Raw genomic sequence first — 19946 nt, forward strand, 5'->3', positions numbered from 1 at the left:
GTTTAAGTTTGATTCTTCTTAACCCATTTTTAATGAGTTAGATCATATGCTTATAGTCTTATTTTTGGCTGATTGTAATCATTGCTATAATTAAAATTCAGTTTTGCATTGAAAGTGAGGTTGAATGGCACGCAGATGGACGCCTCAGCGGTTTGTAATAATGAGAAGACTACGCGTTTTTATATGCGTTCTAGCTCTTGTTATTTCTAGCACTGGGATTTTTGCACTTTCTGCGCGTAAATCTATTGCTTTAATCATAAACGGCAAAACTAAAGTAGTAACAACTTATGCATCTACTACACAAAGACTTCTACAAGAACAAAAAGTACCAGTTAAAACACACGACCAGGTTATTAGTACTTCGGGAGACGTACTAGCAGATCACGCAACTGTTACCGTTAGAAGCGCTTATCAAACATCCATTACAGTAGACGGTGTAACAATACCATTTTGGACCGTTGCAACAAGCATTGACCAATTAATCGGATTCTTCCAAGCAAACGCAGATCATGCTGCAAAAATAACTGTTAATTTGCAAAACATTTATAACAAGCTTACTGGTGGACTTTCTATAAACAAAAAAGGACCAGTCACAGTTATTTGCGATAACAAAACAAGAGTTGTTCCAGACGGAACACTGCCAGCAAGCTCAATTCTTGATTCTTTAGGAATAGTCTTAGGAAAAGAAGACCAAGTAACTGTTAGCGAAGAAAATGGAAAAACTTTGCTTCGCATTCTTAGAGTAACGCATGGAAAAGAATCTAGAAACGTTGTTATTCCATTTAGCACTATAAACGTAAACGACTCAAGTCTTGCAATCGGAGCTAGAGTTATTAAACAAGCTGGCGCAAATGGCGAGCGCATAGATTTGTATAACGTGACTTATGTGGATGGCAAAGCTCAAAGTGCAACGCTAATAAAGCAGTCAATTGTTAAGCCGTCGATTGATCAAATTGTTGCAATTGGCGCAAAGTATACTCCTAGAACACAAAACGAATCTAAGCCAAGCAAACGAATCAATAAACAAGAAGAAAACAAGAAACCAAATAGTCAAACTAATCAAACTCAATCGCAAAAAACAAACACGAATCAACAAAATACACAAAACAAGAGCGCACAACAGGGCGCGCAAAATCAAAATACTCAACAAAATAATAACAACAATCAGCAAAATTCTAAGCAAACCGATGAAACTTCACAAGCTATAAAACAAACACCTGCCCCCGCACCTGCCCCAGCTCCTGCAGATAACCCAAACGGCATGGTTCATGCAACGCCCGAACAAGCAAAACTTTATGCTCAAGCAGCATGCGCACAACTTGGTTGGACTGGCGTAATGTGGGAAGACCTTGTTAAATTGTGGACAAAAGAATCGAATTGGCGTTGGAACGCAGAAAATAAAAGCTCTGGCGCGTACGGAATTCCGCAATCACTTCCAGCAGATAAAATGGCGAGCGCGGGAGCAAACTGGCACGAAGACGCGTCAATACAAATAACGTGGGGCCTTAGTTACATTAGAAGTAAATACGGAAATCCTAGCGAAGCATGGAAGCATTCACAAGAAGTTGGATGGTATTAAAGTTTGGATGGTATTAAATTGACGAAAGATAATATTGAAAATCAACAAGGCCGTCTTCTTGGAGCAGTAGATATTCGCGCAATCGCAGCACAAGAGGGCATTACACCTACAAAAAAGTTTGGTCAAAATTTTGTTATTGACCCAGGAACAGTTAAAAAAATCGTTGCTGCGTCAAAAATTAACTCAAACGATTTTGTTATGGAAGTAGGCCCTGGTCTTGGCTCTCTTACACTTGCGATTCTTCAAGCGGGCGCAAATCTTACTGCTGTAGAAATAGATCCGCATCTTGCTAAGCGTTTGCCAATAACCGTTAAAGAATTTATGCCTAATGCTTTAGAACGGTTTAATGTGATTCTTAAAGACGCGTTAGAGGTAAATGCTCAAGACGTTCCCGATTTAGCAAAAGCGGCGCACTTTACGCTTGTTGCAAATCTTCCATACAACGTTGCAACACCGATTATTCTTACTCTTTTAGAAAAATTCGATAATCTTACAAGCTTTCTTGTAATGGTTCAAAAAGAAGTTGCAGATCGCTTATGCGCGCAGCCTGGCAATAAAACGTATGGCACTCCAAGCGTAAAGTTGGCATGGTACGGTACTGCTCAAAAAGCTGGTTTGATTGGCAGAAACGTATTTTGGCCTGCTCCAAACGTTGACTCCGCGCTAGTGTACTTTAAGAGAAACGATAATCCAAAAGGCAGCGAGCAAGAAAAAGAAAAAGTGTTTAAGATTATTGATGCGGCATTCCAGCAGAGAAGAAAAACGCTAAACGCAGCACTAAAGAGCATTGTTTCTAAAGAAGCCTACGAACTTTCTAAGATTGATTCAACAAGACGAGGCGAAACTTTAACTTGCGACGAATTTTTAGCTCTGTCTAAAGCTTTTAACAGTTAAAATACGCTTATAAACGCCGTCATGCATAGTAAGTAAAATAGCTAACACTTATGCATACGCATATGCACGCACAATGCGCACAATACAAGCACACAGCACAGATCGGAAGTTAGCATGACGCAGTTTTACGACGAGCGACTAGCCCGAAGAGAGTTCATGTATCAAAGAAAACGATTTGTGCTATCGTCTGTTGCAATCGGAGTTGCAATTGCCTTTGTTTTAGCTCTTATTGTGCAATCTCATCTTTTTGGAATTGGTGCTCCTAGAACTCCAGAAGTCGACCCAAACTATGGCGTTCAAGCGCCTTGTGCTGTAAAAAACAAAGACGAAAATAAAGCGTCTTATATAGATAATCGTGCTGTTTCTATACGCGTTCTAAATGGAACAAAATTCCGCGGATTCGCGCGAGCAGTCGGGGAAGGCCTTAGAAATCGCGGTTTTAACTTAATCGAAGTTGGAAATAGCGAAACACGCGTTAAGCGCACAACAATCTATTTTGGAAAACAGTCGATTAACGAAGCTTATACACTAGTTGCCAATTTTAAGGACGCTATTTTGCGCATGGACGACCGTCAAGATAAGCTTATTGACATTGTTTTAGGAACCACTTTTAGCAATCTTCGTCCTAAAACCGACGTTCCTGCTGCTGGAGCTACGATTAACGAGATTAGAGGCTGCGCAGCGTATAACACAATTAAGAATCTTCCAAAAGCTGCAAACCACAAGCCTATTCAGTAGTATTCTAGCTTGTATAGACGCTTATATAGACGCTTTGCGTGATTCGCTTTATTCAGCTTGACTTTCGTACCATTTTTTAAGCTCTTCAACAGCAACACTGTGCTCTACAGGACCATTATCTAGTCTGTATTCCAACATGTGCTTATATGCCTTCCCAACAATCGGTCCAGGCTCCAAGCCAAGAAGATTCATGATTTCATTGCCATCCAAGTCTGGACGAATTGCGTTAAAATCTTCCTGCTTTTTTAATTCGCGTACGCGATCTTCCATCTCGTCCATAGCATGCTCAAACATAAGCGACTTGCGCCTGTTTTGTGTAGTAGCGTCTGCGCGAGTTAAGCGATTTAGCCGCTCGTACAAATGCCCAGAATCCTTAACGTACCTTCTAACTGCAGAATCCGTCCAAGGCTCGTCTACGTAGCCATGGAATCGCAAATGCAAATTCACAAGCTCGCTTACATCGTCAATAATATGATGGTCAAAATGCAAAGCTTTCATGCGTTTTCGAGTCATTTTAGCTCCAACAATATCGTGATGATGGAAGCTAACTTTTCCGCCGTCTTCAAACTTTCTAGTACGCGGCTTGCCAATATCGTGCAAAAGAGCCGCAAGTCGCAAAGTCAAATCAGGCCCAGGAACAGCACCTTCGTCATCTGTTTCAAGCGCTATTGCGCGCTCAAGAACCATCATTGTGTGCTCGAAAACATCCTTATGCCTGTGATGCTCATCAATTTCTAAGCGCAAAGCAGGAATTTCTGGCAAAACCCTATCTGCAATACCAGAATCAACCATTGCTTCAATTCCTGCGCGCGGATTTGCCGAAAGAAGCATCTTTGTTATTTCGTCGCGAACGCGCTCCGCAGAAACAATATCTAATCTAGAAACCATGCTCAAAATGGCCTCAGCCGTGCTTGCTTCAATAGTGAAACCAAGTTGAGCAACAAAGCGAACAGCACGCATCATTCTTAAAGGATCGTCGTCAAAAGATTGACGTGGGTCTACCGGAGTTCGCAAAATACCTTTAGATAAGTCGCTTGCTCCGCCAAATGGATCCACAAATTCTAGACTTGGCACGCGCAAAGCCATTGCGTTTACAGTAAAATCGCGTCTAGAAAGATCACCTTCCAAAGTATCGCCATATTTTACTTCTGGCTTTCTGGAATCTGGATTATAAGCATCGCATCTGTAAGTTGTTATCTCTACTTTTACTTCGGTTCCGTCTTTTCTGCGCTTCAAAGCTCCAAGCGTGCCAAACTTTCGACCCATGTCCCAAAAACCGTCATGACCCCAAGACCTAAGAAGTGGCTCAAACTCTTCTGGCTTAGCAGATGTGCAAAAGTCAAGATCGTGCGAAACTCTATGCAAAAGCATGTCTCGCACAGGGCCGCCAACAAGCGCCAACTCGTAATTGTGATCGGCAAATAATTTACCCAACTCTATGGCTTCTGGCCAAACTTCAAAGTTCACAGACACGCTTAAAAACACCCTTTCAGCAAAAATCAAACTACATTCCAGCATACCGTTACCCCAATGCACAGCGGATTGAGTAAGGTGGAGTGTATGGTTACTCCGAAAGACTTAAGACGCATGCTCGCCAGAGCCTCGGATAATCATACCCAAAACACTCCAAGCATTCGAGTCACTCCTCTTGATGTTGCTAGAATGAAAAGCAAAATTCATCCACAACAGGCCGAAGAAGAGGAGTCGATTTTTGTTGATATTTCGGGCTTTTCAGGCAGCTACACTGTTGAAAACATTCATGTTAATATAACGGAATCCAGGCAGCAAATATCTTCTATTAATGCCCCTTCTCCTGCATTAATGCCTCAAAGAAGAGTTAATGACGGCCCTAAAACTTTTGCTTCTCTAGACGCACAGGATTTGCCTATTGTTCGAGAATATTCCGCTGGAGGATTAGTTTTTGACTCTCTTGGGCGTGTCGCGGTTATAGCACGGCATTCGCGAAGTGGCCACATGGAATGGTGTTTGCCAAAAGGTCATATTGAAAAAGGCGAAACACCGCAACAAACAGCAGTTAGAGAGATTCGCGAAGAAACGGGTATTCTTGGCGAAGTTGTTGATTCAATCGCAACTATCGACTACTGGTTTACTGGAACAAGCCAGCGTGTGCATAAACTTGTTCACCACTTTGCGCTTAAGTATGTTAGCGGCGAATTATCTGTTCTGGGAGACCCAGATCACGAAGCAGAAGACGCGATTTGGGTTGATTTTAAGAACCTTAACGACATTTTAAGCTACCCAAACGAACGAAAAATAGCATGGATGTATGCTAAAAAGGCGAATAGGCGGCAAAACCGTGATTAACGTTACTAACGTGATTAATGTGATTGATTTTTCAAAAAACCAGTTGCGTAAGTCGCAAAAAAACGCGTTTTTAAGACTTTGCGTAACCACAGTTCTAATGGCACTCTTGCTTGCGACTTTCCCATTTTTCTTCGCACCAAAAGTCGCGTATGCTAATCAGTCTTCCTTAAGCTCCTACTCTTTGTATAACACAAAATTCAAAGGAATCTCGCTAAAAATCGTAAAGTCAACTTCGATTCTTACAGATAAAAGCGGATACCACATTAATCTTCTGCTTAAAAATAACAGTTCTAAAGATTTTCCAGAAGGCAAAATTCAAGTCACTTTTAACCCTTGGTACACTTTTATGTCTAGAACCGACTTGCAAAAATGGAGCCAAGCCGAGTCTAGGATTCCAACGCCTCAACTAATAGGCGAAGTTAGTGTTCCAGCGCTTGCAAGCGGAAAATCCTATAGTGCGCAAATTGACGTTGATGCAAACAGTCAAAATCTTTCAAACATTATTTATTGGGGTCCAAAACCTGTTTCAATAACGTATTCTTCTTTAGATTTTAAGCATTATTATTCTGTTAAATCGTTTGTAACTCGAGCAAATATTGGCATTAAAAACGTTCAAACTCCGCCAATTAATGTGACTTTACTAATGCCAATAATCGCAAAATCTTCCGATTGGCGTTTTAACATTAGCAAGCACAATATTTCTCCTTCTATTAACGCCATTAGTGAATCGCAAGAAGATTTGTCAAGCTCTACAGCAGGCTCTACAGCAGACTCCACAACTAACAGAAAAATCAGACTTAGTAAAAGCAGTATTAAGCGCATTACTTCTTTGATAAATCTTGTTCAAAAGCATCCAAAGTTGCAAACAATAGCAGACCCAAACACTCTTAAATTTAGTGAACCAACATTTACGCCTTCCGTATTTATGCAAAATAACGGTTTTAACATAAGCAGGTATGCGGAATCTGAAAATCGTGTTTCTTATAAACTAGCTGGAATTGGTTTAGATTCTTGGAGTAAAAAATCATCTATATTAGAAAATTCAACAACAAAGCCGCTAAATCTTGATTCCTACGCTTTTCAAACAGGCGAAAAATGGACTCTACGCGCACTAGAGAAGGCTGCCGCAAACGGATACAAAACAGTAGTGGCCACTAGCGGATTCGACCCTCTAGCAAACCGTTTTGCCGTAAAAAATGGTGTTTACGAGGTTCAAACATCTTCGGGAAGCGTAAAAGTGCTTTCTTGCCAAGAAACGCTTAACGAATTAATAAATGGACATTTTACAAGCGCTCAATCGGCAGCAGAAACTACTAGCGCAGGACTTCTAAACAGACTTGCAGCACAAAGCGCCTTCTACCAGATGGAACAGCCTTATATGCCTAGGCATTTGCTACTAACGTTTAGCCCAGATTCTTCTATACCTTTAATCGAATCAGTTGTAAGCATTCTAGAAAAATCGCCTTGGATTAGTCTTCTAGATATAAATTCTTTAACACACTCAAAAGCTATTACTAAAGAACACCTTGGATATAGCCCAGTTCCTAAGGCGAGTTCAATCGAAGGAAAATCATTAATCGCAAGCAAAGCTAAGATTAGCCAACTAGCTTCCGATAGAATGCTAGTAAACCAATTTATAAACAGCATTCTTGATCAAAATGAGCTTAATAACCATAAAACCAGCGAATCAGATGCTCAATCTCTTGCAAAGCAAAACGCAAAGCTAAAAATTAATCAAAATAGCAAAATCTGGAGCGAAAATCTTATTAAACTTTTTGACGCAATGGCTCAAAGAGAGCTAGATAATACGTTAAATAGCGCTAGCCAATCAAACAGTAGCGCTAGCGAATCGCAGACACAAACCAAAAATGGCACTCACGATTTGGCTAAAATGCTCATTTCTGGAATCAATATTATTCCTCCAAAAGACGTTACTCTTGTAAGCGAAACAGCAACCATGCCGATTACAATCAGCAACACAAACCCATACCCGATTAGCGTATATTTAACTGCGTATACCAATTCTATGGAAATAGTAACTAGAAGAAAAACACCAGTTAAAATCGCAGCAAATAGCGAATCCCAGGTGATTTTGCCACTTAGATCTACAACATCTAGCAAAGTTAAAGCCACTTTTGCTCTAGAAGATAGAAACCACAACGTTTTTAGTAGCACTAAAGAGACGGCAATCACAAGCACGCTGCAAATCAGCGATAAAAGCGGTACGATTATTATAATATTTGCTTTTGCACTTGGAGCTTTTGGGCTTTTCAGGCAGTTTAATCGTAAAAAGGATCCAGACGAATGAATTCAGTAGGCCGCAACTCGATTATAATGGCAAGCGGCACGGCTGCTTCCAGAATAACTGGCCAGATTAGAACAATTTTGCTCGCCGCAGCCCTTGGCACAACTGGTTTGGCAGCAAACGCTTACCAGGCTGGGTCTATGATTCCTCAGCTTATTTATACGCTTGTTTCTGGCGGAATTTTCAATGCTGTTCTTGTTCCACAAATCGTTAAGACTCTAGAAAAACAAGATGCAAAAAATAGGCTAAATAAGCTAATAACATTTGCTATTATTCTGCTTTTAGGCGTAACCGCTTTAATGGCGATTGCCACACCTGTTTTAACATGGCTTTACGTTGGATCAAACCCAGCAATGATTGCACTTACAAACGCTTTTACGCTATGGTGTATGCCTCAAATATTCTTCTACGGCCTTTATACCGTACTCGGCCAAGTTCTGGCTGCTAAAGGCAAATTTGCAATGTATGCTTGGAGCTCGGTTGCTGCAAACATTGTTAGTTGCACGGGATTTGGCGTGTTTATTGCGATTTTTGGAAAGGCAAGTAGACAGCCTGCGCATTTTTGGAACAACACTACAATGCTTTTAACTGCAGGCTTTTGGACTTTAGGCGTTGCAGCTCAAGCACTTGTTTTGTTTATTCCTCTTAAAAAAATCGGATTAAAGTATAAGCCAAGTTTTGGCATTAGTGGCATTGGCTTGCGCTCTATGGGACCTGTTGCAGCTTGGAGTTTTGCAATAGTGGCTGTTAGTCAGCTTTCTACAATGGCTACAACTCACATAACAACAAGCGCACCTTCTATAGCCGAAGAAACATTGGGATTAAGCCAATTTGATGTTGCAGGAAACGCCACTTTTCAAAACGCATACACAATGTTTATTCTGCCATATTCGCTTATAGCTGTATCGGTTGCAACCGCTGTTTTTCCAAAGATCTCCAAGTCGATTGCACAACACGATTTATCTACAGTTCGCGCAGATTTAAGCTCCTGCATTAGAAGCGTTAGCATTTTAATGTGCTTCTTTAGCGTTGCTTTTATTGTTATTCCAATGCCTATCTCTTTGGCTCTTTTGCCTTCAATTAGCATAAAAGAAGCATACTTAATGGCGGATCCGCTTATGATGCTTTCGATTGGCTTGCCACTATCTAGCGCCTATTTGATTATTCAACGCACATTCTACGCTTTTGAAGACGGAAAGCATCCATTTATGTTTTGTGCAGCGCAACTTTGCGTAGAGCTTGTTATTGTGTTTTCTTGCATAAAGTTCCTTCCACCAAACTACTGGGTTAGCGCTTTAGCAGCAGCTGCATCATTTAGCTACATTCTTACTTTCCCTGCGCTTGTTAAAATGATTAGGTCTCGTTTTAACAATAATTTAGACGATAAGCAGCTTATTGTTACTCACATAAAGGTGATTGCGGCTTCGATTGTTTCTATTGTTGTTGGAATTTTGACTAGAGAATTTATTTACAAGTGGATTTCTTTAGATTCACCAAAGCTTCGTGGTGTTAATCGATGGTTGCTTGCGATTTTTGTTTGCGCAATTATAACTATTATTCTTGTAATCGTTTACGTATCTACTCTTTTGCTTTTAAGAACAAGCGAATTGGCGATTATTATTAATCCAATTCTTAAAAAAATCGGCGTAAAATGGTCGTTCTTGCTAAATCTTGAGCGTGCAAATGCTGTTAAAAGTAATGTAAAAAGTAATGCCAAAAACAGCAGCGAAAGCAGCAGCAACAATGGCAACAAAAATAATTCGTCTCGCGTTGTTCGTTCAAAAATAGGCAAAAACAGTGCATAATGTGCAATAAAAGGCCACAATAGTCAACAATAAATCGTCGCAATAAAAGTCGATAAAAATAAATCAACACAGTGAGCAATAATTAAATCAAAATAATTAAACAACAATAATTGCAAAATAAGGAGCGTTTTACTAAATTCTGCAATTACAATAATTGATGGGATTTATTATTTACGCATATTCATTACTCATGTAGGAAGCCGGGGAGTAGATGAAACCTCAGTTGGGAGATATTATACTTAATCGCTATGCTCTAATATCACCTTTGCGAGAAGAAGCAGGCGTTCAAGTATGGAAAGCTAGCGACCGCATACTTGCTAGAGATTGCCAGCTCTTTATTGTGCGCGACCGTAGATTCCTTCCCGAAGTAAACACAATATCTTCTACTCTTGCACTATCTAGAATCCGCAAATTTACGCCAGTTCTAAAAATTCATAACATAGATGATGTTGCTATTATTATAACTGAGTTGGATTCTGGAATAACTGTAGACGACTACATAAAATCACATAGCTCTACACTTAGCTACGAAGCTATACGCTCTATTGTTGCCGAAGCAGCAAATGCACTTAGCAAACTTCTTGCATCTGGAATAACTCATTATGCTATTTCAACAAACACAGTAAGAATCACAAATAATGGAGTAGAGCTAGCTTGCGCGCCAATAAGCCCTCTACTAAAAGACGTTACTGTTGAATATTCAAAGCAAGATTCGCAAAAAAACAAACAAGATAAGCCGAATACTAAAAATAAGCAAGACGCGCAGGATTCGCAAAACGAAAGCGAAAATCAAGACAAAAGCGAAGAACAGTCTAACAACTTGCCACAAAGTGTAGAAAACATTGCAACACATCAGCTTTCTGCACTTTTATATGCTCTTCTTACGCGTACAGGATACACGCAAAATAACACAGTTTTTAACGTTTCTAGACTTGCAGACGGCGTTCCTGGCGAATTTGTTATGATTTGCAAAAGAGGCCTTTCTTCTGCTAAGGATTCAAGCATTATTCCAATGGCATCTATTGGGGAGCTTCTGGCACTTTTAGGCACATATACTCCTGTTAAAAAGCTTAGCGAAAAAGATATTATTCTTAACAATAATGCAAGCGAATCTTCTATTCAAAAAGCACTACTTTTACCTTGCAAAGACGAAGATCTTATTGATTTTCCAGAAGGATTATCTAAGAACGAAGATTTGCTTGAAAACCAATTATCAAGTCAAGAATCTATTGGTATTTTAGATTCAAGTGATTTATCAATAAAAAACGAAGACGAAAAGCCTAACAAGTTTGGCAAAAACGCTAAAAATACTGGTCTTAAAAATGCAAGCAAAACCATTGGTGCTTTAAGCGCTTTGCTAAAAAGAAATGGTGATAATTCTGGGAAAAAACTTGATTCTTTGCCAGAGTCCGATTCAACTGGAACAGACTACGACTTCCACGATATTGCTGCAGCAGAAATGGCGAATATTTTAGCTCCAACTGAGCTAGACGCCGATGATTCAATTTTCCACAATTTGTCTTCAACATACACAAGTTTCCCTAGCTATTCAACCGATAAATCGCAAGCAAGCGAAGAGAATAAGGTTGGCGAAAATAAAAATAATAAAAATAACGAGAATAGCAAGAATACAAACATTGGCAATGATTCTACAAACGACTCGTACGCAAAAGAAAATGGCAATAAAAGCGCGTTAAACGCTTTAGACTCGCTAACTTCTGGAAACGATTATTCACAAAAAGATGACTTATCTTCGCCACTAATGCCTAGAAGATTCGACTTTGAAGACCTTCTAAGCAGTAACACAAGGCACACGGAGTTGCTTTCTAAGCCGCAAATCTTGCCATTAGAAGCCGAATCAACAGGAAGAGTGCCTGTTGTAGACAGCAATGGGCGTTTTGTTGCTCCTGGCGAAGAATCCGCTAGAGCGTTGCGAGAAGAGGAGCTAGAAAACGAGGAATATGGCGATTATAGCAGCCAAAATACTGGATTATTGTCTCACTCATCCATGCCTCCTAGCTTCCAGCCTCACGAGCATCAAGACGACTTAAAAGCAAAGAAATCTTCTGGTCAAAACAATGTAGACATTGCAGATGCAAAGATTTTTGGAGGACTTTCTACAAAAGTCTTAGCTATTGGCATTGTTGCATTGCTGGTAGTTGTTGTTTTTGCAATATCTTTGCATAGTCTTTTTAACTCTCACGAAGCGCCATCAAACTTTGCAAAATCTAATTCTTGGGATTCGCAAAGTGTTGAAAATGTGCCTTTTGGAAGTCAAGGTGTTCTTTCAGAAGATAAAAGCGATTCATCTAAAGAAAAGCAACCAAATAAGCCTGGTACTAGTGAATCTGATGCAAATAAGGCTGGCGAAAAGAATAAGAGCAATAAGGATAATAAAAGCCTTAAAAACAAGCATAAGAAACAAAATAAACGCAAGAAAGTAAAGCAAGTACCAAAGCCTAAAATGCCTACTAACAACACGCCTTACCCTATAGATATTCAGCAATTCTTGGAAGATACGGGCAATCAGCGCGGCTACGGCTACTACATGCACTTAACTCAGCCTCAAGAAGCATACAGATTTGTTGTTTCGATTCGCTCTTCGGGCGGACATGGGTATTTGATTGCAAATTCCAAGAACGATCCTAGCGCTGGAGAAAAAGTTGCAGACTTTACTTTTGACGCTAGCGGAGTAACAGATGTAAAGTTCAAAAAGCCTATAACAGCGCAAGACTTTATCTTGTGGGTTCCACAAGGGTCTATACCAATGAATGGGCTATACATAAACTACGTTAGAATTTACTAAAAAATATTAAAACTGTTAGGAATATTAGGAATATTTTATGAAAACTGTACAAAAAAACGTAATTATTATTGGCTCTGGTCCTGCTGGGTACACTTCTGCTTTGTATTTAGCGCGCGCCGGCTACAGCCCTCTAGTTATTGCTGGAGCGCTAACACCTGGCGGGCAGCTTATGAACACTACCGAAGTGGAAAATTATCCAGGATTTGCAGACGGCATTTTAGGCCCAGACCTAATGGAAGCAATGCAAAAACAGGCAGAAAAATTCGGAGCACAAATCTTGCTTAACGATGTTATTTCTGTAGATTTTAATGGCGATTTAAAAGCGGTTACAACAGATGATGGTGTAACTTATACATCTAAGGCTGTAATCGTTTCTACGGGCTCACAAGTGCGCAAATTAGGCGTTCCAGGAGAGCAGGAGTACTCGGGTCGCGGTGTTTCTTATTGTGCAACTTGTGACGGATTCTTCTTTAGGGAAAAGCCTATTGTTGTTGTAGGCGGCGGTGATTCTGCTTTCGAAGAAGCACTTTTCTTGACTCGTTTTGGCTCTTGCGTAACGCTTATTCATAGGCGTGATTCATTCCGCGCGTCTAAGATTATGGTTGACCGCGCGCGCAAAAACAGCAAAATCAATTTTGTTTTAGATTCTGTTGTTTGCTCTGTAAACGGCGTGGATGGAGATGCACAATCTGTAACTGTTAAGAATGTTAAAACCGGCGAGACTCAAAATATTGAGGCAAGCGGCATTTTTGTTGCTATTGGACACTCCCCATCTACAAGTTTCTTAAATGGTGCTTTAGATCTTAACGAAGATGGAACTATTTCTGTACAAGGAGCATCTACTAGAACTTCAGTTCCTGGCGTTTTTGCTGCTGGCGATGTTGTAGATAGCGTATATAGGCAAGCAATATCTGCTGCTGGCATGGGCTGCCGCGCGGCCCTTGATGCACAAGCATATTTGAATGATTTAACTGATTTGAACGAAGAATAATTTTTTGTTCCACGTGAAACAATAACCCCCAATAGCTGTATTAACAGCTTATTGGGGGTTTATTATTAATCTTTTTTATCTACTAAAATATTGACTATTCGTTGCAATTCTTCTGGAGAAGAAAATACTATTTCGATTCTTCCGTGATTTTCACTTCCCTTAATGGCAACTTTTGTGGAGAATCGATCTTCAAGCTGCTTTCTAATTGGAGAAGACACCCACTTGTTGTTTCGTTTAACTCTAGTTCTTCTAGAAGAATCGTCGCCATTGTCTACTTTAATAGAAACAATTTCTTCCGTACTGCGAACCGATAAACCTTCTGCAATAATGCGCTTTGCAAGAGCTTCCATTTCTTCTGTAGAAGCTAATGCAAGAAGAGCACGAGCGTGACCTGCAGAAAGCACTCCCGACGCAATATGCTTTTGCACACTGGCTGGCAAATTCAAAAGTCGCAAGGTGTTTGCGATTTGCGGACGAGACTTAGAAACGGACTTAGAAAGCTGAATTTGCGTAAGTCCAAAATCATCAATCATTTGAGCATAAGCTGCAGCTTCTTCTAGCGGATTTAATGCAACTCTGTGCAAATTCTCCAAAAGCGCATCCCTAAGCATGTTTTCATCAGAAGTGGTTCTAACAATCGCTGGAATCTTTTTAAGACCTGCTAATTGCGTTGCTCTCCACCTTCGCTCGCCCATTATTAACTCATAATGAGCATTGTGTAAATCATCTTTACTTACATCCTTAATTTTTCGCACAACAATCGGCTGCAAAACTCCAACCTCTTTGATTGAAGCAGATAATTCTTGAAGTTCTTCTTCATCAAAAATTGTACGCGGCTGATGAGCGTTTGGAACAATATCACTTGGATCTAAATATTCTAAATACCCACCTTCAATAGGCTTTAGCTCTTGCGTTTGGCTTGTTTGTTTATCTTGCGATATTTTTTCTGCAACTTTATTTTTATCATTATCTTCGTTCTTTTGCTTTGAAGAAACAAACGACTTAGAAGCAGAATCACCAAAGAAAAAGTCAATTGGCCTTGTAACGTCATCAATTGACGGCATAGAAGTTCGCTTTGCTGAATGCTTGTTTTTGCTAGCGATTGACGGCACTGTTTCACGTGAAACAGAAGTATTTTCCCCAAATTTTTGGCTTAAATGCGGGGAAATTGAGTCATCAACGCTAGGAACTTTGGCGGTCTTTTTGACAAACACTTTGGTTTCACGTGAAACATTTTTTTGCGTATTTTTATCTATTATTTTACTGTCTGTTTCACGTGAAACAGTGCTCGAAGTGTCATTACTCTCTAATGTTTCATGTGAAACATCTTCAATCTTTTTGTTAGCAAACTCATCTAAACTATCTTCTCCAGGAAGTGCAGGGAATAATGCACCCAATCCTTTACCCAAACGCGATTTACTTGCACTCATCACTCATTACCCTCTCTTTTTGAATCAATAACAGACAAAATTACGTCAGACTTATTAGCTATCTCAAATGCAGCTTCTCTATAAGACACAGCACCTGTTCCATGCGGATCGTAGGTTATAACACTTTGATTAAAACTTGGCGCTTCTGGAATCTTAACAGTTCGCGGAATAGTGGTATTAAGAACAATATTTGGATAATGATTTTTAACTTCTTGAAAAACTTCCCTACCAAGAAGAGTTCGCTTATCAAACATTGTTACAAGCATTGTAGAAACAACAAGCGCAGGATTATAGTGCTTTTGAACCAAACCAATTGTTCTAATCAACTGACCCAATCCTTCGAGCGCATAGTATTCTGCTTGAATCGGAATTAGCATCTCGTGCACAGCACACATTGCATTAATTACTAAAAGCCCAAGAGAAGGTGGGCAATCAATAAAAACGTAATCGTAATGTTCGCTGCTAGAGCTTAAAAACTCATCAATTGCATTCTTAAGAAGATTATTCCTATCTTCCATTTGAGCAACTTCTAATTCAGCACCACTTAACTCGATCGAAGCTGGAACAACATCTAGCCCTGCAATATCTGGGCACTCTTGTTTAACATCAGCAATGGTCTTTCTTCCTTCAATAACATCATAAATAGAAGGATCTGCGGAAGAATGTGGTATATTCATTGCCGTAGAAGCATTACCTTGCGGATCCATATCAATTAATAAAACTTTTGACCCACCAACAGCCATTGCTGCCGACAAATTCACAGCGGAACTGGTTTTTCCAACTCCGCCTTTTTGATTCGCAACCGCAATAAAACGTGTAGTCTTCGGCTTAGGGAACACAACGCCATCAATGGCGTGAAAGCGACTGGTTATATCTGCCAACTCACTGCCCAAGGAAGATCCAGAATCCCCAAAAATACGTTTAATTGTATCTTCTGCTGATTCCACCATTCACACCACCCCGCCCACCTATGGGAAATTACCAAACTTAACCAATTTAACCGTAGTATTTTCAAGTTTCCTTTCTTCTATGGACATAAAACACCATAAAAATTGCAGAAAATACTACAAAAATATTATAAAAACACACAGTTTCACGTGAAACATATAACATTTTTATTCAGTTTCACGTGAAACATTCAATGAAAGTTAACGCAACAAAATAATTGCGCATAAAAGTACAGAACTAAATCACAAAACTTAAATCAGCCTTTATAAATCAGCCTTTATCAATTATTACAACACTTGTTGATTGAAGGCCTTTAGCAACAGGGGCATCAACTACTCTAGGATTTAACCCTTTTACTTTTTTAATCATCTTTTCAGCTTTATCAATCTCCGCTTGTGCAGACTTTCCTTTTAACGCGATTAGTTGGCCATTCTTGCCTAATAGTGGAATGGTCCATACAGCCAATTTTGTCATAGGTGCAACAGCTCTACATGTAACTACGTCAAAGGCTGGAATTTCGTGAGACTTAACTTTAGCAATAACTTCGTCTGATCTTCCATGAAAAACTGTAACATTTTTTAGGCTCATAACCTCTACGCATTCTTTTAACCAAAGAACTCGTCTTTCCATTGGCTCAATTAATGTTACTTTGCAATCAGGCAAACACGCAGCTACAACAATTCCTGGAAAACCTCCGCCACTTCCAACGTCTGCAATAGATTTCTTACTTGACTTTTCAACTGCTTTTTTAACAAATGGAACAACCGCAGCAGAATTTAGAATATGCCTTTCCCAAAGAATATTCATATCTCTAGGACCAACAAGGCCGCGAACTAATCCCTCTTTCTTAAGTTTCACGTGAAACATCTTGCATTTATCAAGAGCATTGCCCAAAACTTCACTCAACAAAGGGGAGTTGTCTAATTCATCTACATTGTTTTCATCTACATTGTTTTGTAAATTGTCAGCCTGTTCCATATCTAAAATCTTTTCCGCAAATCAGCCCCTCAAACAAAAAGTAACACAATAAAACATTTTTGTTCTATTGTGTTACTTTTTATTTAAGCTAATTGCTACTCTGTATATTCTTCGTCCAACTCTACGTCTACATCATCCATGTCTACATCCACATCTTCATCTAAATCATCGTCTTCAATGGCGCTTGCAGGCATATAAACAGTAACGTAGCGGTGTGGTTCTTCTCCATGAGACCTAGACCTTAAGCCTTCTTCTCTAACTGTATCGTGAATAACTTTACGCTCAAACGAATTCATTGGCTTCAAATCAACAGAATCGCCAGTTTCGCGAACTTCATCAACAGCATCCAACGCAATATCTCGCAAATGTTGACGCTTACGCTTAAGGAACCCATCAACGTCTACAATTAAGTGCGATCTTTCACCAGTTTTTTGCTGAATAGCTAGACGGCTCAATTGTTGCAAAGCATCAACAACCTCTCCATCTCTACCAATCAAATGCTTAATATCTGAATCGTCGTCTGCAACAATTTGAATCATTGGTCTATTGTTGCGAACTCCCATTTCAATATCACCTTCGTAATCAGCAATATCTAAAAGTCCTTCTAAGTAATCGGCAGCTATATCAGCTTCCTCATTGAGCTGGTCAATGCTCCTGGTCTCGTCTTGTGCCATTTACATACTCCTTAATTTCAATAAATGTCAAGAATCACAATTCTGTGTACAGTTTAACTGAAGATAAATCCAAATTTATAAATTATTTTAATAATTTTAATAAATCTAATAAATAAATTCACATTTACCTTGTTTTTACATTATTTACTTGTTTTTCGCTTGCGATTAGGCTGCTTACGTTGGAACCCTTCGGATTCTCTGCGCTTAGCTTCTTCTCGAGCCTGTTGAAGCTTTTCTTCTTCAATAGAAGGCAAACCTTCGCGCTTTCGGCGCTCGGATTCTTTTTTGTAATCGCGCTTTTCTTTTTCCTCTGCTGCAGGAGATCCTGGAGTTGGGAAGGCATACACCTGCCAAATAGAGCGAAGCATATTAATAATGTTGTTTACAAGCCAATAAACAAGCATTGCAAATGGAAGAGCAAATGCAGAGAAAACATAGATTAATGGGAATCCCCACATCATAAGTTTTTGCATTGTGTACTGGGGACCCTGCTTCGATTCTGGCGGAAGATTCTTACGAATATTGTTAAATTGCATGTACCACATTGCAGCACACATCAATATAACAAAGATTACAATAACAACTTTTCCGCCTGCTTGAACCGTCATAAACGTGTCGGAAACACCAACACCAAACACATGCGTTTTAACGAATTGCTGTGCTGTAGTAACATCAAAAGCACCCAAAGAAGCATGCTTTCCACGAGCAATGAACGGAATCACAGAAAGCGTATACCAAATACTCATAAATGCTGGGCCTTGAATCATCATTGGCAGGCAGCTTCCAGCAGGATTTGCGTTATTCTCCTGATACAGCTTCATCATTTCTCGCTGCATGGCTTCTTTGCTAGCAGAATCGTTTTTACCCTTATACTTTTGCTGAATTTTCTTCATTTTAGGAGCGATCGCTTGCATATTGCGCATACCTTTAATGCTTTTTATAAAGGCAGGGAATATGCACGCGTGCACAACAAGCACAAGAAAGACGATTGAAAGAACCCAGGAGAATCCAATTTCATTCATTCCAATAAGAACAAATAGCTTGTGGAAAAGCGCCATTACTTGAGTCATAAGCCACTCAACTGGCGTAAGGATTTTATAGAACCATCCCCAAATTCCATTATCAAGTAAAAAGTGGTCTTGATTAAACATTAGTTTTCCTTGTCTTGATCAGCCAAGGGAGTTAACCGTGGCTCTTCATGCGCTTTGGACCAAGCGCAACGATAAAAAATTGAATATTTGCGTGGTACATCGTCAATACTGCAGCTGGTCCATGGTCTACAGCGCAATAGTCGCAAAGCAGCTAGGATACCGCCCTTAAACGCTCCATAGCGGCTAATTGCTTCAATAGCGTATCTTGAGCAAGTTGGGTAGTATCGGCAGCAAGCTGGTCTATTAGCAGAAATCGCGCGTTGATACCAGCGAATCGCTTTTATAATCAAATTCGCTACAACACTTTTTCTGCTATTCATAGCTGTATCACTATTCCTTAAACCAACTTATTGTTGTTTTCGCCGATTTTCAACGATTCTGATGGTTGATTTAGTTGGCATTCTTGGTGTTCTTCTTGCGCTATTTGCTGGCTTTGATTTTGAACAATTTTGGTTATTTTCTCAAAAATCTTTTTAACCTGCTTATTTAATGATTCAAACGATGCACTAGCAGCAGTAGATTTAGCTCTTAGAACTACGTCACAACCATTTGGAAGTAACGATTGATGCTGTTTTGCTATTACTCTAAAGCGTCTTTTTACTTTATTTCTAATAACAGCTTTTCCTACGCTTTTAGATACAGCAAGCCCTAGCCTTAAGTCAGCTTCATTTTGTTGAGGCTGATTTAAGGTACCACAAAATGCCGCGGGTGTATTACCATCACGACCCGTGGCAATCTGATTCAGACTTGTTTTTTCGCCTTCGTTAAGCGCGTTTAACACGGCTATACCGCCACGCATGTTGTAATGCGCGACGATATCCCGTGAACACACCTTGCGTCGTTTTTTGAGCACCGCAACAAAATCGCGATGGCTTTTCAGCCTATCCATGCTTTACGACGCGCCCCATCTCAGGCAGATAGTGTCTTACGGCCCTTGGCGCGACGACGATTAATCACTGCGCGGCCAGCACGCGTACGCATGCGAACGCGGAAGCCGTGCTTCATGTGACGACGACGGTTGTTAGGCTGGAATGTCCTCTTCATAACTAACGCTCCTGTATTTAGCCATGCAAAAGCACGGCTCCGTATGAGTCAAGCTATACTAAATTACTATTACCCCTCACCAATAGTCAAAAAACTTTTGATTAAACGTGTTTATAAGTACGCTTTAATAAGTCAAATTTTTCAACACCGTAAAATTTTCTGTACCATTTTCACTAAATCAAACAACTTGTAAAAGCCTTGAAAAATGTGGATTAAAAGCTTTTATCTTATCCACAAATTACACACATGTTATTCACAATTAAGTATTTTCAACACGC

The 19946-nt window shown here is 39.8% G+C and carries 17 protein-coding genes; 8 read left to right on the forward strand and 9 right to left on the reverse strand.

Annotated features, from left to right (window positions below; genetic code table 11):
• Nucleotides 1–124: 124 nt before the first annotated feature.
• The 3 genes from MAF46_RS05225 (at nt 125) to MAF46_RS05235 (ending at nt 3211) form a co-directional block, all read left to right on the forward strand.
• Complete coding sequence (locus MAF46_RS05225; RefSeq protein WP_060785783.1) at nt 125–1579, forward strand: aggregation-promoting factor C-terminal-like domain-containing protein; 1455 nt, start codon at nt 125–127, stop codon at nt 1577–1579.
• A gap of 3 nt (nt 1580–1582) precedes the next feature.
• Entirely contained in the window at nt 1583–2473 is an 891-nt protein-coding gene (gene rsmA / locus MAF46_RS05230; RefSeq protein ID WP_060785782.1) for a 16S rRNA (adenine(1518)-N(6)/adenine(1519)-N(6))-dimethyltransferase RsmA, read from the forward strand.
• Nucleotides 2474–2587: 114 nt separating this feature from the next.
• A complete protein-coding gene (locus tag MAF46_RS05235; protein ID WP_060785781.1) occupies nt 2588–3211 on the forward strand; it encodes a LytR C-terminal domain-containing protein in 624 nt (207 codons plus the stop codon).
• 48 nt (nt 3212–3259) lie between these two features.
• Here the strand turns inward: MAF46_RS05235 and MAF46_RS05240 are convergent, their stop codons facing one another.
• Nucleotides 3260–4729 (reverse strand): CCA tRNA nucleotidyltransferase, encoded by a 1470-nt coding sequence (locus MAF46_RS05240; RefSeq protein ID WP_060785780.1) that lies wholly within the window; start codon nt 4727–4729, stop codon nt 3260–3262.
• A 42-nt stretch (nt 4730–4771) separates the two neighbouring features.
• Here MAF46_RS05240 and MAF46_RS05245 point away from each other — a divergent pair, with 42 nt between their 5' ends.
• The 5 genes from MAF46_RS05245 (at nt 4772) to trxB (ending at nt 13443) form a co-directional block, all read left to right on the forward strand.
• Nucleotides 4772–5536: an NUDIX hydrolase gene (locus MAF46_RS05245; protein ID WP_004131150.1), complete on the forward strand. Its 765-nt coding sequence runs from the start codon at nt 4772–4774 to the stop codon at nt 5534–5536.
• Nucleotides 5499–7844, forward strand: coding sequence for a DUF6049 family protein (locus MAF46_RS05250; protein WP_032835974.1), 2346 nt, complete (start codon nt 5499–5501; stop codon nt 7842–7844). The genes MAF46_RS05245 and MAF46_RS05250 overlap by 38 nt, the downstream gene beginning before the upstream one ends.
• Complete coding sequence (gene murJ / locus MAF46_RS05255; protein WP_004132364.1) at nt 7841–9646, forward strand: murein biosynthesis integral membrane protein MurJ; 1806 nt, start codon at nt 7841–7843, stop codon at nt 9644–9646. Before MAF46_RS05250 ends, murJ begins: the two co-directional genes overlap by 4 nt.
• Before the next feature lie 211 nt (nt 9647–9857).
• Nucleotides 9858–12452, forward strand: a complete 2595-nt coding sequence (locus MAF46_RS05260) for a protein kinase family protein (RefSeq protein WP_060785779.1) — start codon at nt 9858–9860, stop codon at nt 12450–12452.
• A gap of 37 nt (nt 12453–12489) precedes the next feature.
• A complete protein-coding gene (gene trxB / locus MAF46_RS05265; RefSeq protein WP_060785778.1) occupies nt 12490–13443 on the forward strand; it encodes a thioredoxin-disulfide reductase in 954 nt (317 codons plus the stop codon).
• Between the two features lie 65 nt (nt 13444–13508).
• Here trxB and MAF46_RS05270 read toward each other — a convergent pair whose 3' ends face one another.
• The 8 genes from MAF46_RS05270 to rpmH form a co-directional block, all read right to left on the reverse strand.
• Nucleotides 13509–14873 (reverse strand): ParB/RepB/Spo0J family partition protein, encoded by a 1365-nt coding sequence (locus MAF46_RS05270; protein WP_060785777.1) that lies wholly within the window; start codon nt 14871–14873, stop codon nt 13509–13511.
• The gene (locus MAF46_RS05275) at nt 14873–15823 is read right to left on the reverse strand and encodes a ParA family protein (RefSeq protein ID WP_004132371.1); all 951 of its coding nucleotides are present in this window, start codon (nt 15821–15823) and stop codon (nt 14873–14875) included. Before MAF46_RS05275 ends, MAF46_RS05270 begins: the two co-directional genes overlap by 1 nt.
• 268 nt (nt 15824–16091) lie before the next feature.
• The gene (gene rsmG / locus MAF46_RS05280; RefSeq protein ID WP_060785776.1) at nt 16092–16799 is read right to left on the reverse strand and encodes a 16S rRNA (guanine(527)-N(7))-methyltransferase RsmG; all 708 of its coding nucleotides are present in this window, start codon (nt 16797–16799) and stop codon (nt 16092–16094) included.
• 95 nt (nt 16800–16894) lie between these two features.
• Complete coding sequence (locus tag MAF46_RS05285; protein WP_004131169.1) at nt 16895–17473, reverse strand: Jag family protein; 579 nt, start codon at nt 17471–17473, stop codon at nt 16895–16897.
• Nucleotides 17474–17613: 140 nt separating this feature from the next.
• Complete coding sequence (gene yidC, locus MAF46_RS05290) at nt 17614–18624, reverse strand: membrane protein insertase YidC (protein ID WP_004131170.1); 1011 nt, start codon at nt 18622–18624, stop codon at nt 17614–17616.
• On the reverse strand, nt 18624–18944 hold the full coding sequence (gene yidD / locus MAF46_RS05295) for a membrane protein insertion efficiency factor YidD (RefSeq protein ID WP_004131171.1): 321 nt from the start codon (nt 18942–18944) through the stop codon (nt 18624–18626). The genes yidC and yidD overlap by 1 nt, the downstream gene beginning before the upstream one ends.
• A gap of 17 nt (nt 18945–18961) precedes the next feature.
• The gene (gene rnpA / locus MAF46_RS05300; protein WP_060785775.1) at nt 18962–19513 is read right to left on the reverse strand and encodes a ribonuclease P protein component; all 552 of its coding nucleotides are present in this window, start codon (nt 19511–19513) and stop codon (nt 18962–18964) included.
• A gap of 20 nt (nt 19514–19533) precedes the next feature.
• A complete protein-coding gene (gene rpmH / locus MAF46_RS05305; RefSeq protein ID WP_004114029.1) occupies nt 19534–19668 on the reverse strand; it encodes a 50S ribosomal protein L34 in 135 nt (44 codons plus the stop codon).
• Nucleotides 19669–19946 lie beyond the last annotated feature (278 nt).

This window comes from Gardnerella pickettii (genome assembly GCF_029226345.1).
In the GTDB taxonomy this organism is placed as follows: domain Bacteria; phylum Actinomycetota; class Actinomycetes; order Actinomycetales; family Bifidobacteriaceae; genus Bifidobacterium; species Bifidobacterium piotii.

Coding starts and splice junctions, on each gene's coding strand:
- MAF46_RS05235 (WP_060785781.1), top strand. CDS start 2,588: ATGACGCAGTTTTACGACGAGCGACTAGCCCGAAGAGAGTTCATGTAT.
- rnpA (WP_060785775.1), bottom strand. CDS start 19,513: ATGGATAGGCTGAAAAGCCATCGCGATTTTGTTGCGGTGCTCAAAAAA.
- MAF46_RS05260 (WP_060785779.1), top strand. CDS start 9,858: ATGAAACCTCAGTTGGGAGATATTATACTTAATCGCTATGCTCTAATA.
- rsmG (WP_060785776.1), bottom strand. CDS start 16,799: ATGGAACAGGCTGACAATTTACAAAACAATGTAGATGAAAACAATGTA.
- MAF46_RS05240 (WP_060785780.1), bottom strand. CDS start 4,729: ATGCTGGAATGTAGTTTGATTTTTGCTGAAAGGGTGTTTTTAAGCGTG.
- rpmH (WP_004114029.1), bottom strand. CDS start 19,668: ATGAAGAGGACATTCCAGCCTAACAACCGTCGTCGTCACATGAAGCAC.
- yidC (WP_004131170.1), bottom strand. CDS start 18,624: ATGTTTAATCAAGACCACTTTTTACTTGATAATGGAATTTGGGGATGG.
- murJ (WP_004132364.1), top strand. CDS start 7,841: ATGAATTCAGTAGGCCGCAACTCGATTATAATGGCAAGCGGCACGGCT.
- trxB (WP_060785778.1), top strand. CDS start 12,490: ATGAAAACTGTACAAAAAAACGTAATTATTATTGGCTCTGGTCCTGCT.
- MAF46_RS05250 (WP_032835974.1), top strand. CDS start 5,499: ATGCTAAAAAGGCGAATAGGCGGCAAAACCGTGATTAACGTTACTAAC.
- MAF46_RS05270 (WP_060785777.1), bottom strand. CDS start 14,873: ATGAGTGCAAGTAAATCGCGTTTGGGTAAAGGATTGGGTGCATTATTC.
- yidD (WP_004131171.1), bottom strand. CDS start 18,944: ATGAATAGCAGAAAAAGTGTTGTAGCGAATTTGATTATAAAAGCGATT.
- MAF46_RS05285 (WP_004131169.1), bottom strand. CDS start 17,473: ATGGCACAAGACGAGACCAGGAGCATTGACCAGCTCAATGAGGAAGCT.
- MAF46_RS05225 (WP_060785783.1), top strand. CDS start 125: ATGGCACGCAGATGGACGCCTCAGCGGTTTGTAATAATGAGAAGACTA.
- MAF46_RS05275 (WP_004132371.1), bottom strand. CDS start 15,823: ATGGTGGAATCAGCAGAAGATACAATTAAACGTATTTTTGGGGATTCT.
- MAF46_RS05245 (WP_004131150.1), top strand. CDS start 4,772: ATGGTTACTCCGAAAGACTTAAGACGCATGCTCGCCAGAGCCTCGGAT.